Annotated in this window: 18 protein-coding genes; 1 reads left to right on the plus strand and 17 read right to left on the minus strand. The window is 34.2% G+C overall.

The annotated features are described in order from the left end of the window. Positions 1 to 25: 25 nt before the first annotated feature. The 16 genes from NE544_RS05570 to truB all read right to left on the minus strand — a co-directional run bounded on the left by NE544_RS05570 (position 26) and on the right by truB (position 14,484). Positions 26 to 646 carry a M48 family metallopeptidase gene (locus tag NE544_RS05570; RefSeq protein ID WP_256268644.1) on the minus strand — a complete coding sequence of 207 codons (621 nt, stop codon included), beginning with the start codon at positions 644 to 646 and terminating at the stop codon, positions 26 to 28. Beyond that, positions 646 to 1,479, minus strand: a complete 834-nt coding sequence (locus NE544_RS05575) for an Mrp/NBP35 family ATP-binding protein (protein WP_118115418.1) — start codon at positions 1,477 to 1,479, stop codon at positions 646 to 648. The genes NE544_RS05570 and NE544_RS05575 overlap by 1 nt, the downstream gene beginning before the upstream one ends. 3 nt (positions 1,480 to 1,482) lie before the next feature. Continuing rightward, a complete protein-coding gene (locus NE544_RS05580; protein WP_256268645.1) occupies positions 1,483 to 2,385 on the minus strand; it encodes a tyrosine-type recombinase/integrase in 903 nt (300 codons plus the stop codon). A 19-nt stretch (positions 2,386 to 2,404) separates the two neighbouring features. After that, positions 2,405 to 3,058: a tRNA1(Val) (adenine(37)-N6)-methyltransferase gene (locus NE544_RS05585; protein ID WP_118115422.1), complete on the minus strand. Its 654-nt coding sequence runs from the start codon at positions 3,056 to 3,058 to the stop codon at positions 2,405 to 2,407. Then, positions 3,055 to 4,224: a DNA polymerase IV gene (gene dinB, locus NE544_RS05590; RefSeq protein ID WP_118115424.1), complete on the minus strand. Its 1,170-nt coding sequence runs from the start codon at positions 4,222 to 4,224 to the stop codon at positions 3,055 to 3,057. Before dinB ends, NE544_RS05585 begins: the two co-directional genes overlap by 4 nt. Beyond that, positions 4,217 to 5,851 carry a DNA repair protein RecN gene (gene recN, locus NE544_RS05595; protein WP_256268646.1) on the minus strand — a complete coding sequence of 545 codons (1,635 nt, stop codon included), beginning with the start codon at positions 5,849 to 5,851 and terminating at the stop codon, positions 4,217 to 4,219. The genes dinB and recN overlap by 8 nt, the downstream gene beginning before the upstream one ends. A 104-nt stretch (positions 5,852 to 5,955) precedes the next feature. Next, positions 5,956 to 6,687 carry a TlyA family RNA methyltransferase gene (locus tag NE544_RS05600; RefSeq protein WP_118115428.1) on the minus strand — a complete coding sequence of 244 codons (732 nt, stop codon included), beginning with the start codon at positions 6,685 to 6,687 and terminating at the stop codon, positions 5,956 to 5,958. Further along, a complete protein-coding gene (gene dxs / locus NE544_RS05605) occupies positions 6,680 to 8,542 on the minus strand; it encodes a 1-deoxy-D-xylulose-5-phosphate synthase (RefSeq protein WP_118115430.1) in 1,863 nt (620 codons plus the stop codon). Before dxs ends, NE544_RS05600 begins: the two co-directional genes overlap by 8 nt. Before the next feature lie 88 nt (positions 8,543 to 8,630). Further along, positions 8,631 to 9,479, minus strand: a complete 849-nt coding sequence (locus tag NE544_RS05610) for a polyprenyl synthetase family protein (RefSeq protein ID WP_199670887.1) — start codon at positions 9,477 to 9,479, stop codon at positions 8,631 to 8,633. After that, entirely contained in the window at positions 9,466 to 9,675 is a 210-nt protein-coding gene (gene xseB / locus NE544_RS05615) for an exodeoxyribonuclease VII small subunit (RefSeq protein ID WP_117572533.1), read from the minus strand. The genes NE544_RS05610 and xseB overlap by 14 nt, the downstream gene beginning before the upstream one ends. A 1-nt stretch (position 9,676) precedes the next feature. Next, positions 9,677 to 11,008, minus strand: a complete 1,332-nt coding sequence (gene xseA, locus NE544_RS05620) for an exodeoxyribonuclease VII large subunit (protein ID WP_256268647.1) — start codon at positions 11,006 to 11,008, stop codon at positions 9,677 to 9,679. Further along, positions 11,005 to 11,382, minus strand: a complete 378-nt coding sequence (nusB, locus tag NE544_RS05625; protein WP_118115436.1) for a transcription antitermination factor NusB — start codon at positions 11,380 to 11,382, stop codon at positions 11,005 to 11,007. Before nusB ends, xseA begins: the two co-directional genes overlap by 4 nt. Continuing rightward, positions 11,383 to 12,279 carry a 5'-nucleotidase gene (locus tag NE544_RS05630; RefSeq protein ID WP_305145709.1) on the minus strand — a complete coding sequence of 299 codons (897 nt, stop codon included), beginning with the start codon at positions 12,277 to 12,279 and terminating at the stop codon, positions 11,383 to 11,385. Positions 12,280 to 12,314: 35 nt separating this feature from the next. Further along, complete coding sequence (locus tag NE544_RS05635; RefSeq protein ID WP_117572541.1) at positions 12,315 to 12,644, minus strand: Asp23/Gls24 family envelope stress response protein; 330 nt, start codon at positions 12,642 to 12,644, stop codon at positions 12,315 to 12,317. Between the two features lie 38 nt (positions 12,645 to 12,682). Then, a complete protein-coding gene (gene ribF / locus NE544_RS05640; protein WP_256268649.1) occupies positions 12,683 to 13,660 on the minus strand; it encodes a riboflavin biosynthesis protein RibF in 978 nt (325 codons plus the stop codon). Next, the gene (truB, locus tag NE544_RS05645) at positions 13,660 to 14,484 is read right to left on the minus strand and encodes a tRNA pseudouridine(55) synthase TruB (protein ID WP_256268650.1); all 825 of its coding nucleotides are present in this window, start codon (positions 14,482 to 14,484) and stop codon (positions 13,660 to 13,662) included. The genes ribF and truB overlap by 1 nt, the downstream gene beginning before the upstream one ends. Before the next feature lie 279 nt (positions 14,485 to 14,763). Between truB and NE544_RS05650 the strand changes: the two genes are divergently transcribed. After that, positions 14,764 to 15,345 (plus strand): hydrolase, encoded by a 582-nt coding sequence (locus NE544_RS05650; RefSeq protein WP_256268651.1) that lies wholly within the window; start codon positions 14,764 to 14,766, stop codon positions 15,343 to 15,345. Between the two features lie 57 nt (positions 15,346 to 15,402). On the opposite strand, the gene NE544_RS05655 is transcribed toward NE544_RS05650, so the two are convergent. Further along, on the minus strand, positions 15,403 to 17,046 hold the full coding sequence (locus NE544_RS05655; protein WP_256268652.1) for an AAA family ATPase: 1,644 nt from the start codon (positions 17,044 to 17,046) through the stop codon (positions 15,403 to 15,405). Positions 17,047 to 17,060: the final 14 nt, after the last annotated feature.

Here is a 17,060-nt window from a genome sequence, read left to right on the forward strand (position 1 = left end):
ATGAGAGCTCAACTTGAGCTCTTTTTTAATACAAATTTGGGATTGGATTCTTTTTATTTTTCTTCATGATCTCTTTATAGTTTGGCATCCAAGTACACAGTAAATCATAGAATTCTTTTGAATGGTTCAAATGATACAAATGCGCTAATTCATGAAGAATGATCGCATCCACAAATTCTAAAGGCATAAATATAAGATTCACATTGAAACAAATCTTATGTTTACTTGGTGTACAGCTGCCCCACTTACTTTTATAAAAGCCATATTGTAAAGAAATATCCTGTATGTGTAATTGTTCGCAAAAGAATTCAAAACGAAGATCAATATACTTTTTGGCATTCTGCTTCAAAAATAGTTGAATCAACTTTGTATCTGGATACAAATATAAATCATAATCTTCAACATAACACTTTCGTTGATCAATATAATGTAATCTATATTCGTTACCCAATAAAGGAATCTTATCATTTTCTTTTGAAACAGTATACTTGCTTAATTGATTCTTGATCCAAGTTTCTTGTTCTTTGACAAAATCATCAATTTCCCTTTTAGAAACATAGAAAGGAGCGCTCACCTGAACGACTCCTTTGACTACACGTATTTTTATTTTTTTACAATTGGACTTACGATGAAGTACATACTCCATTAGGCAATATCTTCTAAGACTTCAGTCGCAATATCACTTACATACGCATCCACTTTTTCTTGTTGTTCCTTAGAATATGCATCATATTCATTGATATCACGAATTAAATCCAACATAGGAAGTGTTCCATATAGTTTTGTACAAGTTGAATTACACAATGTTTCCACATCTTCCTTCTTGTAGAATTCAATTCTTTCATGACAATTTGGACATTCCAAATATGCCATATTTTCAATGATACCAAGAACTTTGACTTCCATCTTCTCACACATGTGACAAGCTTTTTCTACAATCATACTTACCATTGGCTGAGGCGTAGATACCATCACAACACCCTGCACTGGAATGGACTGCATAATTGTTAGGGCAACATCTCCAGTTCCAGGAGGCATATCAATCAATAAGACATCCAAATCACCCCAAACAACATCTGTATAGAATTGTTTAACAACCCCACCAATGACTGGACCACGCCAGATCACTGGATCCGATTCAGATTGTACCAAGAAGTTTAAAGACATCACTTTAATACCTTCTTTGGATTCAATTGGAATCAATTGCTGCTTTTCATTTCCATACGCATGCTGGTTTGTCAAAGCTAAAAGTCTAGGAATACTAGGACCTGTAATATCCGCATCCATAATACCTACTTTTAAACCTTTTTTAGCCATTGCCTTAGCCAACATGACTGTAACTGTGGATTTGCCAACACCACCTTTACCAGACATTACAGTGATAATATTTTTGATGTGGTTATCTGGATTCGATTGAATTCCACATGTTTCACTGTTCTTACCACATTTTCCTTGAGAAGGACAACCTTCACATGACATATACTACTCCTCCTTTGGTTTTTCTATTTTTTGAAAACAACGATCATATACACTTGTTAAACGCTGATCTTGAATATGTGTATAGATCTGCGTCGTTTGAATGTTTGAATGCCCCAACAACTCCTGCACGATTCTAAGATCCGCATCCCCATCTAAAAGATGTGTCGCAAACGAATGTCTGAAACTATGTGCTGAGATATTAGAGTTCAAATTTAATTCATTCACTTTATTTTTGATCATTAAATGCACATATTGCCGAGTGCAACGACGGCCTAAACGATTCACAAAAAAATACGAAACATTCTTTACATCCCAAACACTACGAATGGAATCTAAATAATATTTCATCTGTGAAATACAATACGAAGATATCGGAATCACACGTTCCTTGTCCCCTTTACCTTTGACCTTTAAGATACCTTCCGCCAAATGTACATCATTCAATTTTAACTCACAAAGCTCACTTACACGCAAACCACAAGAATATAATACAACTAATATCGTTTTATTATATTGGTCGATCGGATTGTCTTGAAAAGATGAAAAAACTTTTTTTACCTCATCCACCGACAAATAGACAGGCAGATGTTTAGATGATTTCATCCCATGAATTAATAAAGACACATCTTTGATTTCAGGATGCGCAATCGATATCTGCAAATGAAAAGAATGAATACTCGCAATCATACGATTGACACTCGAGGCAATGTGATCTTCGGCATAGACATCCAAAAAGTCTTCGATATCCAAAACTGAAATTTTTTCGCACAACAAAATATTTCTTTTACCTAAGAAATTTAAATACACCTCAATATCATGAAGATACGATTGTTGCGTTTTCTTTGATTTTCTTTGTAGAACATTCAAATATAAGCGATAATCCTCAAATGCATCTTTTAATTCCATAAAAATATTATAACACAAATCAAATGTAAATTGGTTCTAATACCTTCATGTCACAACTTGATTCTTTAATTGCTTCAATCAACACCGATTTTACTTGGTTGTCACGATGATCATATGCGAACTGCAAATTACGAATACTAAAGTGATTCGCATACAAAACTTTATTGATCTCATTTAAACGATTCGGACGATGCACCATATAAAAGCGCCCATAACTCTTCAATAATCGATTCGCATGAAAGACCAATTGTTCCAAAGTCAAATTCTCTTCCATTCTTCCTAAATGACGAAAATTCAATTGTTCCGGAAGCTGATTGGCATCCATTTTAAAGTATGGCGGATTGGAAACAATCACATCAAACAAATCATCTTCATATTTTTGTATTGGCTGATTGACAATTTTTACAGGATGCTTGATAAACATATCTGCATTCTTTTGAGCAACCTTACTAGTCTGTTCTAATATTTCAACACCCACCAGTTCTTTGACATTAAACTGATCAAAATAAACGAGTAAAGCCGCATTATTAGTACCAATATCTAAAATGCGCTCCTGCTTTTTTAAATGCACAAATTTAGCTAAAAGTTTTGTATCCGTATTAAAACGAAAATGCTCTTTATCTTGATATAACTTCAAGTTTTCATCCATAAAATAATCTAAAGTTAAACTCAACTCGCATCCTCCTTCTTCAATAAATCACTCGCCTTTATAAAACATTTACTATCCATTTTTTCATTCAGACGATTCAATATAAAATCCGTATTTTCTTGTGGAGCTTCAAATAAATCAATCTGTTCTACAATCTGTTGGGCATCTTTTAAAGACCCAATATGCACACCTATGTAGCGATAGCCAATGGGTTCAAAATATTCCTCTAACAATTGTCGACAAGCCCCAAAAATCATAGGATACGTATTCGCATACTGACTTAGATTCATACTGTGACACACATTATGAAACGCTGTATCTCTTAAAGTTAACGTAACAAGTTTTCCTTTTTGGTTTTCTTGCTGCATCTTATGCGTTAATTCTCGAACGATATTCTCAAGACAACTATTCACTTCATCAATTGAATATAGATCATTGGAATATGTTCTAGAAATCGAAATGCTCTTTTGTGTAGTTGAATAACATAGAGTCGCACTCGAATTCCCTCTTGCCTTTTGAATCAAAGAATAAGACGATTTCCCCAATCTATGTATGATCTTTTGTTCATTCTTTTCATCCGCAAAATCACCAATCGTATAAATACCCATTTCATTTAAAATAGGCACGCTCTTTTTACCAATGCCATTCATTTCATGGATCTTTAAAGGCCATAGTTTTGTTGAAAGCTCCGACTTTCTTAAAACCGTGATTCCTTTGGGTTTACGCATGTCACTCGCCATTTTCGCAAGAAAGCGATTGGGTGCAACACCAATCGAACAATTCAAATGACACTTTTCATAAACACCATTTTGAATTTCAAACACAAGATCCAAAGGCCTTTTATAACGCTTAATAATATCCGTTACATCCATGTAACACTCATCTATACTCGCCGGTTCAATTTGATGGGTAAATGTTTTTAAATACGCAAAAAACTGAGCTGACATGGAACGATAATAGCCATAATCACCTTGGATCAATACTAAATCTGGACAAAGACGTAAAGCCTCATAAACAGGCATCGCACTATGCACACCATATTTTCTGGCTTCATAGTTTGCGGTTGAAATCACGCCTCGCTTTGAAGTGGAGCCTACCGCAACCGGAAACTCTTTTAAATCCGGATTCTTTATTTCTTCACAACTCGCAAAAAAGGCATTTAAATCAATATGTAATATGACTCTAGCCATGAATCTTCACCCATAGATCTTGCATCGATTCTTTCGCTTTTTGACTCGCTTCCCCACTTGTCATTACAGCTAATTCTTGAATCGTTTTGTCTTGATCAAGTTCTTGTACATTTGTGATGGTTTCACTTGCGGATACCTTTTTATTGACTAAATAATGCGTATTGGCATAGACGGCAACACTGGCCAAGTGAGTAATACATAAAACTTGGTAATTTTTGGATAAAGCCTTCATCTTAGCACCCATAGCTAAGGCAACTTTACCACTCACACCCGTATCAATTTCATCAAAGATGATGGTTTCAATACCATTCGAAGCTTGGAACACCACTTTTAATGCCAACATCAATCTTGAAAGTTCTCCTCCAGATGCAGAAGCACTCAAACTTGAAAAATCCTGTCCTGGATTCATAGAAACTAGAAATTCAATGTCATCAATTCCATTGCTTGAAGGTTTCTTTTCCATACAAGAAATCATAAAGCGAGCATTTTCTAACATCAAGTCTTTACAATGTTCCATCACTTTTGATTCGAGTTGAGAAAAGACTTCTTTTCTTTTTAATGACAATGCATTTGCCAACTTCATATACGCCGTAAACGATTCTTCTTTTTCTTTTTCCAATTTGTCAAACACATCCTGCCGATGAATGATTCGATCGATCTTATCAGTGATACTCTTTTTAGACTCCATTAAGCTCGTATATGAACCACCATATTTACGATATAATTTCTTGATCAAATATTGACGACTTTGTAGACTATCCAAATCTAAAGAATCATTAGAATGTGTATCACGCATATGCTTTAATTCTTCATCCACACCTTGTAAAGAATAATATAAATTTTTGAATGATTCTTCATAGTCATTTAAGATGGGTGATTTTGAAGCTTGTTTATATAAAGTATATAAAGAATCTAACGCTCCATTTTCTTTATCAATTTCATATAGACAAGACGAAAGATCCTCTGAATTTTTATACCAGCTGGTTGCCTCGTGAATCTGATCATTTAATGCATCCAATTCATCTTCTTGAATGTTCGCATTCTCAATTTCATCCAGCTGCGTAGTCAAAAATTCCAATTCGGCATCCGAAAATTCTTCGTTTTTTAATGTTTCTAATTCATGTAAGACATTTGAATACTTCACATACGCTTCCTTTACAGAAGCTTTTAAATCCATAGTCTTCGCATAACTATCCAACAATTCCATTTGAACAGATGTGTCCATTAAACGATACGTATCCATTTGCGAATGAATATCGACCAATAGATTGACAATCTTACGCACAAAAGATAGTGTCGTGATCTGTTGATTGATGCGTACGGTACTCTTATTATTATTTAAAATAGTACGCGAAATAATCACTTGATCATCAACCTCAAAGCCATTCTCTTCTAAGATCGCATTCACTCTATCATTCGCTGTTAAAACCATTGAAAGCACAGCTTTATCTTTTCCATTACGAATCACATTCGATTTAATACGATTCCCACTCAAATAGCCAATCGCATCAATTAATAATGATTTACCAGCACCTGTTTCTCCGGTAATCACACTCATTCCATCTGCAAAGTCTATGATACAAGATTTGAATAATACATAATCTTTTACTGACAATTGTTCAATCACAAAACCACCTCAAGTCTACTTACTATTTTAACGTAAATCTAAAGGAAAATAAACGGTTATAATCCATGTGAGAGAGAAAACAAAAAAATAAGAATATCTTCACATTAAGATATTCTTAAATCTTTGGCATACACCATATACTCCTGATTGCCACTTCTTCCTTCTAGAATACTTGGCATCGCTTCAACACTTCCATAATATTGAAATAGAAAAGATTTTACATCTTCAACAATCTGTAAGGCAAGCTTAGAATTCTTTAGAACGCCATGCTTATTCAAAGCAGTAGGACCACACTCAAATTGTGGTTTTACAAGTATCGCCATATGACGAATGGATAAAACACGTAATACATGTTCCAATATGGTCTTACAAGATATAAAACTAACATCCATGCACATAAAATCAATCGATTCATCAAACCATTCTGGTACAATTTCACGAGCGTTGTGCCCTTCCATTTTGATTACACGACAATCTTGATCTAATTCTTTGGCAAGTTGAAGATGACCTACATCTAAGGCATATACTTTTTTAGCTCCATATCGAAGACATACATCCGTAAATCCACCTGTACTTGCACCAATATCTAATACAACCTGATTTTGAATATTCACATTGTACTTATCTAAACAACCCTTTAGTTTAAAGGCACCACGAGAAACAAATTCATCCTCAGTATGTGTTACAACAATATCATCTTCATCGCCAACTAAAAAACTAGCCTTTGTGATGACTTTTCCATTGACACTGATTTTACCTTCTTTAATCATATCCTGTGCTTTTGCACGAGACGATATCTGATTGAGTAAAGCTTTATCTAAACGAATCTTATCCATGTTTTTCTAGTTCCTCAAATAAACATTCTGTGCTAATACCTTCTTGAATACGTAAAGATCGAATCGAACCATGACATACATAGTGATCGCCAATACCTAATACATGAATTTTTTCATCCAATGTATTCATATATTCTAAAATAGCACTCGATAAGCCGCCCTTCTTAATATCCGTTTCATAAACCGTAATAGGAAGATTTAATTTTAATAAATCTTTCATCATAACTTCATCGATCGGTTTAAAGAAACGTGCATTGACAACAAGTAAGCCAATCTGATTTTCTCTTGCCTTATTGATCACATGATCCACATCCGGTCCATATGTGATCACAATTTGCGTTGGTGTTCCAACCACAAATTTTTCCCAAGTACCAATTGGAATCAATGAATACGACTTGTTTTTTGCGTATCTCACATTTCCTCTAGGATAACGTACACAAAATGGTTTCTTAGAGGCAAAGGCCGTATAGATCATATTCTGTGCTTCTTTGGCATCTTTTGGCTGAGATAAGACAAGATTTGGAATACTTCTAAGCATCGCAATATCAAACACGCCTTGATGCGTTTCACCATCATCTCCAACTAAGCCACAACGATCAATTCCAAGCACAATAGGCACATTCATTCTTGCCATGTCGTGGTTGACTTGATCATAAGCTCTTTGAAGGAAAGACGAATAAATACTCACAAATGGTTTTAGTCCACCTAAAGCCATAGCACAAGCCATTGTCACGGCATGCTGTTCTGCTATTCCACAATCAAAAAAACGATCTGGATAACGTTTTTGAAATTCTAATAATTTACTACCCTGCGCCATAGCGGGTGTGATTGCGACAATACTCTTATCTTTTTCCGCCAAATCCATAACCGTATTTGAGATCACTTGTGACCAGGAAATTTCATTAGGTGGAAGTAAACACAAAGATTTTCCCGTTACGACATCAAACGGACTGACTCCATGCCACTTACCTACTTTATCTTGTTCCGCAAATTTATAGCCTTTTCCTTTTTGCGTTAGGACATGGACAACAATGGGGCCATCATGTTCTTTTGCAGCCTGAAAAACTTTGATCAAGCTAGCAATATCATGGCCATCGACAGGTCCCATATAATCTAAGTTAAACTCTTTAAATAATGGAGCATCGATCACTTCATCTTTGATCTTATCACGGAAATGTGACAATGTATTCAATACGTTAGTTCCTAATTTATTGGATTTTAAGTTGTTTTTTACATCATGTTTTAAATCGATATATAAGTGAGAAGCACGAATATCTGTAATTCGTTTTTCAACACCACTATAATTTTTAGAAATCGACATATTATTATCATTAAAGATGATGACCATCTTCTTTTGTTTAGAACCAATATCATTTAAAGCCTCTAGTGCCATACCACCCGTTAATGAGCCATCTCCAATTACGGCAACAACTTGATAATCATCATGCATTAAATCACGTGCAATCGCATAGCCCAATGCGGCAGATAAAGAAGTCGAAGAGTGTCCTGCTTCCCAACAGTCATACTTACTTTCACTTCGCTTTTGATATCCTGAAAGCCCACCCTTTTTACGTAATGTCGCAAATTGAGTGGATCTTCCTGTTAATATTTTATGTGTGTAACATTGGTGACCTACATCAAAAATCATTTTATCTTTTGGTGAATCAAAGACATAGTGCATCGCAACTGTGACTTCGACAATCCCAAGATTACTCGATAAATGTCCGCCTGTTTTCGAAATCGACTCGATTAAAAAAGTTCGAATATCGCTGCACAATTGTGTAAGCTCATCGATTGACATATCTTTGATTTGACTAGGTGACTCAATGTCATACACTTGACTAATCTTTCTCATTTTATAACCCTCGTTAAAAAAACTAGTCCGCTAAAGACTAGTTTTAGCTATTATTAATATACCCCTTTTTTCAAAGAAATTCCATATATTAATATGTACGCTTTAATAAAGTATCCAATACTTTTGTCAGTGAAGTAACATCACAACTCACAAAACCTAGTTCTTTACGAATTGTTTCATCATAGCTAGCAACCATATCTTTAGCACCTTGAAGCCCTAATAAAGATACAGCTGTAACTTTATGATTATCTTCATCACTCAATGACTTTCCAACAACTTCTTCACTACCCGTAACATCCAAAATATCATCTTGCATCTGGAATTCAAGACCTAACACAAGACCAATCTTACGAAAGTGTTCCACATCATCGAATTTATTCGCTAAGATACATCCACAAACCAATGGTAATGTTAATAATTTGCTAGTCTTGTAGTGATCAATTTCCTGTAAAAGTGCAAGTGTTGGATTTGGATCATTTTCAGACTGTAAATCTAAAGTTTGTCCATAAATCATGCCATCAATCCCGGCATACCAAGAAAGAGCCTTTACTAAAGCTACTTTTTGTTCAGCACTACATTCACTATCCAATGCAACTTCAAATGCCTTCGTCAATAGTCCATCGCCCGCAAGAATGGCAGTTGCCTCATCATAAGCTTTATGACAACTTGGTTTACCACGACGTAAATCATCATTATCCATAGCTGGAAGATCATCATGAACCAATGAATATGTATGAATCATTTCAATGGCACAAGCACATGGATATCCAATTCTTGCATCCATTCCATAGCCTTCTAGTACAGAAAACAACAAAGTAGGACGCACACGCTTACCGCCATTCATCAATGAATAGGCCATCGCATCTTTTGTACGACTATCATCATTTTCATGTACTCGCATCAATAAATAATCTTCGAATTCTTTATTCACCATCATCTTGATTCACCTCCATCAACTGATCCATTTTTGTTTCAAATTTTTTTAATTGTTTTTCGCATTGCGCACTCAATTTCAAGCCTTCCTCAAATAATGACATGGCCTCTTCAAGCTCCAATTCATTATTATTTAATAAAGCCACGATTTCATCCAATCGCTTCATCGCCTCTTGAAATTTCATTTGTTTAGCGGCCATTTTATTCCTCCTTAGTGGATATAACACATGAAGTGATCACACCATCATTTACTCTTGTCACCATTATATCATCCCTTGTGACATCTTTAACATGCTTAATAACTTGATCTTCAATCTTTGAGATACTATAACCACGAGAAAGTACCTTTAAAGGTGAATAAGCATCCAATAAAGCACAATTTTTTTGTAAAGAATGTCTAGAATTTTGTAGTAAAACTTGCATATTCGATCTTAGTTTTTCGGGCACCATAGAAAGTTTATTTTCTTGTACCTTTACTATATTCATCATACGCAAATGCATCTGTTGTGTATAATTCTTGATGACATTTTTCTTTTGCAGCTCTAGCTCTAGTGCATGTTCAATTTGTGTATTGTAGCCATCTAGTTTTAATTGTTTTTCTATAATAAAAGATTTTGGATCCTTTAAATACGGATGATTCTTATACGAATCCAGTTTTAACTTGTTGTGATTTAAAATCATAGACATGTTTTGCCTCAACAATTCTCTATCCTTCAAAATTTGAGTCATCACTTCATATTGATCCAAAGTCACCCATTGTGCAGCTGCTGTAGGGGTAACACTTCTATGATCACAGACAAGATCACATAATGTTGTATCCACTTCATGACCTACACCACTGACAATATATGTATTTAAACTGTAAATCGTCTTTACAAGCTGGACATCATTAAAACAGAACAAATCTTCAAAGCTTCCTCCACCACGAACAATCAATAAGGCATCATGATTATGTGTATCAGCTTCTTTCAAGGATTGAATCAAGCTTTTAGGTGCAAAACTACCTTGCACTAAACTAGGATACAAAGTAACCTTCAGCATAGGCCAACGCCTTTGAATGGTTGATAATACATCTTGTAAGGCAGCAGCCTGTGCTCCAGTTACAACACCAATATTTTCAATATAGTCAGGTTTAGCCTTTTTATGACTTTCATCAAAATAGCCAGTCCTTAAAAGATCTTGTTTTCTTTTTTCAAATTCAAGATATAAATCACCTAAACCATCTTGTTTCATTTGACGAATCACAAGCTGAAGACTGCCCCTTTGTTCATACACATTAATGCTTCCTGAAACTAAAACGCGCATGCCTTCTTCTACATTGAAGTTTAAACGTGATACATAACTTGAAAACATAACACAACTCATTTCTCCACTTTTATCTTTCAAAGAAAAATAATAATGTCCCGATCTGTGTTTTGTCAGGTTGCTGATTTCACCCTGAATCCAGATGCCATCCAGATCCATAGTTTGTGTTAAAACATTTTTAATGCGAGCAATAACACTAGAAATACTTACAACCATTTCGTTTCTCATAGCTGGTCAAGAACTCCATTTAATAATTTATAAGAATTATCATCGCAATACTTTTTAGCCAAAGTAATCGCTTCGTTGATTACAACAGCTTTCGGTGTATCGTTTGCCAAGATTTCCTGGAAAGAAATTAAAAGAATGGCTTGTTCTAACATACTTAAACGATCAAAATCCCAGTCATCACGTAACAATTCATTGATTTTTTGTTCGAAAGCTTCTTTGTTTTCAACAGTTCCCATTGTTAAACTATATAAATATCCATCAATGTCATTTGAACCTTTCATTACATCAAATACACATTTACGAATATCCTTTCCTAATAATAAGTGTTGATACACACTTTGCATCGCAACTACACGTTGTTCATGTCTATTCATCTACATTTCTCCTTCTTTATATGGTACGCGCGCACTTGGTACTACATCACTTGCAGGCCCTGCATGCACGTCTTGATCATCAAAAAATATATTGGCACCAAAACAAGCTAATACATCCGCTTTTTTAGCTCCTTGCATAAAGAATACTTCATCTACGACAATATTCCATGCTCTTAAAGTTTTTATTACACGAACACCCGTATCTTTGTTTCGTGCTGTCACAATCGCTGTTCTTAATACATTTAAATCTTTAGTTTCATTTTGAAGCCAAGATAAACTCTTTAATAAAGAAGCCATTGGACCTTTTTGTAAGGCAACATCCTGATTTAGAATCTCATTTTCATTGAATGCTTCTAAACCATGTTCCTGATAGATCTTTTCCGATTCAGCCGAAAATAATACGGCATCCGCATCAAAGGCGATACGAATCTGATTGTCAGGAAAACTATATTTAGTATCTCTGGCATAAATCATACCGGCCGCAAAGCCTGCATGAATCGCATTCGATACGTCATTTTCATTACACGATAAGAATAAATCGACACCAAACGCCGATAGATAACGACTGATATCTTCTCCACCACTCAAAACCATTCGACCAATGTCCATATCATAATGCTCTAAAGAGTGAATGATACGCAAAGACGTATCCGCACTATTTCTTGACATCACAATAACTTCAACAAGTTTTCGATTCGCGAGTTTATTGATGTTTAATAAGTTTTTAACTAACGCAAAACCACTACCCGGACTTAACACATCATTTTCGTGAACAATTTGATAGTCACGATATGCGTCTAATCCTTCTTTTTCAAAAACCTCATTTTCTTTTTCTAAGTTAAATAAAGCTCTTGAACTAATACCTACCACAAGATAATTATCAAAAGATACACTCATAAAATTGAAAAAAAGGAAACCTTTGAAAGATTTCCTTAAAAAATAAATCCAGTCACCTGAATTTCAATCGCTTCAGGTTTAAAGTCTGTCATATAAGAAATACTTTCAAAGATCTTGTTTTGTAGATTTAAACAAACATCACTTACATTTGATTTGTGGTTCACTTTTACAGGAATCGATAATGTCAATTTATTGTCCTCAACACGAGTGACAATTCCTGTCTTAAATGGTTTTGTTCCTTCTGCAATCTGAACATTTTCATCTTCTTCGATTACGTTCTTTGCGATTGTAGAAAAAACTGTTTTATTTAAAGAAATAACACCATATTCATTGCCTGGTTCTAGCTCGATATATTCTTTCGCCATAATTTCACCTTCACTTCTCTTTAAGTATACCAAAAAAGTTATTTAAACTCAAAAACTTTCGCACCCCAAAGTGATGCGGTTTTTGTAACATACTGCTTTTCATGTAAAATCACATTTTTACAAGTAACAATATCACTCTGCAACTGTTTCTTTAAGGCTTCAAAACCATCAAAACGAATCTCATTACGCGTCTTTTTCAAGAAGAAAAAGCGTACTTGTCGTTCATAAATATCTTGATCAAAATCAAAGATATGCGCTTCAATAGAAACTTTTGTATTTTTAAAAGTAGGATTGTTTCCCACATTGATCATAGCCCCATAAAATGTATCATCCACATATACAAAACCTGCATAAACACCACTGGATGGCACTAAATAATCGGGATTTGCCCCAAGATTTGCGGTTGGAAACTTCAATAGTGTACTGCCTCGTTTAAATCCATGCTCAATCACACCTTCAATCGAATACATATACCCCAATAATTCATTGGCTAAATCCATCTTGCCACTTTGAATCAGTGGCTCAATGCGACTGGATGAGATTTTTTCGTTTTTCGAATTTACACTGGCAATCACTGAAACATCAAAGTAGTTTTGTGAAGAAATTGTATCCACATTTCCTGTATTCTTTGAAGCATATTTAAAATCAAATCCACAAGTAATATGTGCTACATTCATCTTTTTTAACAACATATGAAAGGCATCTACATCTAGGGCTGCAAAATTCTTAGAGAAAGTAATGACATACATCACTTCAATGCCCATCACGCTTGCCAAATGAATACGATCTTCTAACGTTGTGATATGACGACATACACGATCTGGAAAAAAGATTCTCCAAGGATCTGGATCAAATGTGATCAAACCACTTTGAATGTTTAACTCTTTGGCTTTGGCAATACAATTCTCAAGCAATGCCTGATGCCCTGTATGTAGGCCATCAAAGAAGCCAATACAACAAGAACTCTTTGGCAAATTTTCTTGTACATGTAAATAATCAATACGAATGACTTCCATTACCATAATCCTCTTTTACTTTTAAATAATCCTTCACGCTCTTTTTCATAAATTGCGATAGGCTCACCTGCATCTAAAATACATACTTCTTGATTTTGATTATCTAAACGAATGCGTTTTCCTTGGTACACATCTTGAATCGGTTGATATTCAATCTTATCTAAATGATCCAATACATAGATTGAAGGATATAAGACAGGTTCTTGTGTTTCAAGATCTTCTAGTGTTTGAGCCTGATCAATTGTAAAGCGACCAACTTTAGTTCGTCTTAAACTTTTCATACAACCTAGATTATTTGTATTTAAAGCCAAATCACGACAAATACTACGAACATACGTTCCACTCGAACATGCCACTTTAAAACTGTAGTCACCAAGATCTTCCATCGAATAAATTTCAATATCACTATAGACTTTAGGAACTTCAAGTCCCTCTCTTTGATAGTCCATTAATTTTTTCCCATTCACTTTTTTATTGGAAGTCTTTGGCACCAATTGATGGTTCTTACCAACAAATTTTTGAAGTTCCTCTGAAAAACAAAAATCAAAATTCATTTCTTTTTCAGCTTCCACTTCACCCCAAATATCATCGGTTGATGTACTTTTGCCAAATTCGATCTGTCCAATATATTCTTTATCTGTATCACTTAAAAATTGCAATAATTTACACGACTTTCCACAAAGAACAACTAAAACTCCGGTCGCGTTGGGATCAAGCGTACCTGTGTGTCCAAATTTTTTTTGTTTATATTTTTTTCGAAGCCAATTTACAACATCATGGCTTGTCATACCATACGGTTTATCAATAATTAAAATTCCATCCATAATTTCACCTTTTATATTTTACTTGTTTTTAAGGGTACTTGCAACTATGCACATTTGATACTAAAAAGTCAAGACTTGTATTCTAATATGAAGTTCGTTATTATAGAAATGCCTAAGGACATTAATTTTTCCTACACTCGAGATAAGGGAAATCGGATGTTGAATTGTTGTGTTGAAGACCCGCTACGCGTGGGGATCCTAATGCTGTTCACAGATTGCCCACCTGTACTTAACAGGGAAAGATCTCATGTTCTTGGGCTTTTTAAATAGGTAAAAAGTATGAACGCAAAAGAAGAATTTATTCAAATCTATAAAGAAAATATCCATCGTGAAGGTGCCGATACCTTTCTAGAATTCTTAGAAGGAGTTCACTCTGATTTTTTTACGGCTCCTGCAAGCACACGTTTTCATGGCAACATGGAAGGTGGTCTTTGTGAACACAGTGTACATGTGTATCATTGTTTAAAGGACTATCTATCAAGACAAAGAGTTCAAGATACGTACAATATGCACTACAGCGATGAAACCATTGCTCTTGTTGCCCTACTTCATGATGTATGTAAGATCAATGTCTATAAAAAAGGTACAAGAAACAAGAAAATCGATGGTGAGTGGCATCAAGTGGATGTTTTTGAATTTGAAGACAATATTCCATTTGGTCATGGTGAAAAAAGTGTCTATATGATTCAGCCATTCATGCGTATAACTCGTGAAGAAGCGTTTGCGATTCGTTATCATATGGGATTTTCTGGAAGCGACCCAGTCAATAATGTGGGTAAAGCTTTTGAATTGTTCCCGCTTGCCTTTGCGCTAAGTACTGCCGATATGGAGGCTACATATTTTTTAGATAAGCAAGTCTAGATGACTTGTTTTTTTACACGCAAAAAAATATACAGTACCTTGGTACTGCATATAAATTTATCTTTCAACCCATTTCATCTTAACATCTTTTCCATGATGAGCTAATCCTATATAAATCACTTTTCCTTTTAAATCAAACGAATAATTTTTAGATTGAATCTGTTCAATTGCATCATTTGATAGATTATCAAGATCCGATTCTAAATTTTTAGAAGTACCTTTTAAATATTTAAATTCCAACACAAAAGAAGTATATTTACTATATTTTGCCTTTAATACAAGGTCGAAACGTCCTTTTCCAGTTTCCCTATTGCTTATAATTTCATAATCTCTAGATAAACATAAACACATCCCAAGCATCATCATATGATAGCTATTTTCATTCTTTAAATCATGATAACTAGGTAACATTAAGATGTTCTTATATTCTTTGATAAATTCATTAGGTTGTTTTTGAATCAAGAAACGTAATAGTCGATTTAATTGTCCTTCATTTAAGGAAAGATAATATTCAGTTAAATTTCTAAACTCTCTATTCACTTCCTCATTTGGAATTCGAATGCGATAGAAGCTATCCGTAATATCAATGGCTTTATCTATTGTTAAATATCCCGCATTCACAAACAACCCCCATAAATTTGGAGTGCTTTTCACTTCATAGAAGCTTGTTTGCGTATTGACTTGTGTATCTAAATATCCATTTTTGATTAAATCTTCATATTGATCTTTATAATCTAAATCTGCATTCTTGATATTCTCTTTAATCATTGTATTTGCACTTGTATTGATCCAATATGGAATTAATTCTTTCTTTTGAGCGTAATTTAATATAGACCAAGGATTATATATATCAATACTTCCGATTTTGTATCCGTCATACATAGATTTAACATCATCATTTAAAGTTAAACCATACGTATTTAACAATTGATTAACTTCATCTGTATTAAACCCAAAATACTCACTATAAGCAGTATCGAGTACTGAATTCACATCTAAATTATTCAGATCACTAAAAATATTTTCTTTCGCAACTCTTTGAATTCCAGTAAGTAGTGCATATTTTAAACAATCCGATGTTTTTAAAGAATTATGAAGTAAACCTGATAATCCACCTCGTAATTCTTCATAACAGTCATTCACGTGAGCTTCAACAAATGGTGTATCATACTCATCTATAAAAACCATGACTTGTTTATTGTAGTAAGCATAGAGCCTTTCCATCAAGAATGATAATGCATCATTGATTCCATTTAAATTATTACTGTGAAAATCCATTAAATTAGATTCAATATAATCATGTTCTTTTTGATCATATTTATTTAATTTTTTAAACACATAATCATATTTTGCCCACTCGCTTAGAATTTGTTTTTTTATAGTTGTGATAATAGATTCTCTATCTCTTTTCGCATTCGCAAACGAAATAAAAATAGTAGGATATCGATTCATTTCGTTTATATAGTCAGAATTCATGATCTCAGTATTTTCAAATATATATTTAGAATCTTTTGTCACATCAAAAAAAGAAGCCATCATAGACATGTTTAGAGTCTTTCCAAAACGCCTAGGACGCGTAATCAATGTGACTTTGCTTTTTCTTTCTAAAAATTCCTGAATCATATTGGTCTTATCAACAAAATAATAGTTATTATTTCTGAGTTCTTCAAAATTTGAAATGCCAATTGGAATTGCCTTCATCTATATCACCGCCT

It is taken from the genome of Holdemanella sp. MSK.7.32 (assembly GCF_024460475.1).
In the GTDB taxonomy this organism is placed as follows: Bacteria; Bacillota_I; Bacilli_A; order Erysipelotrichales; family Erysipelotrichaceae; genus Holdemanella.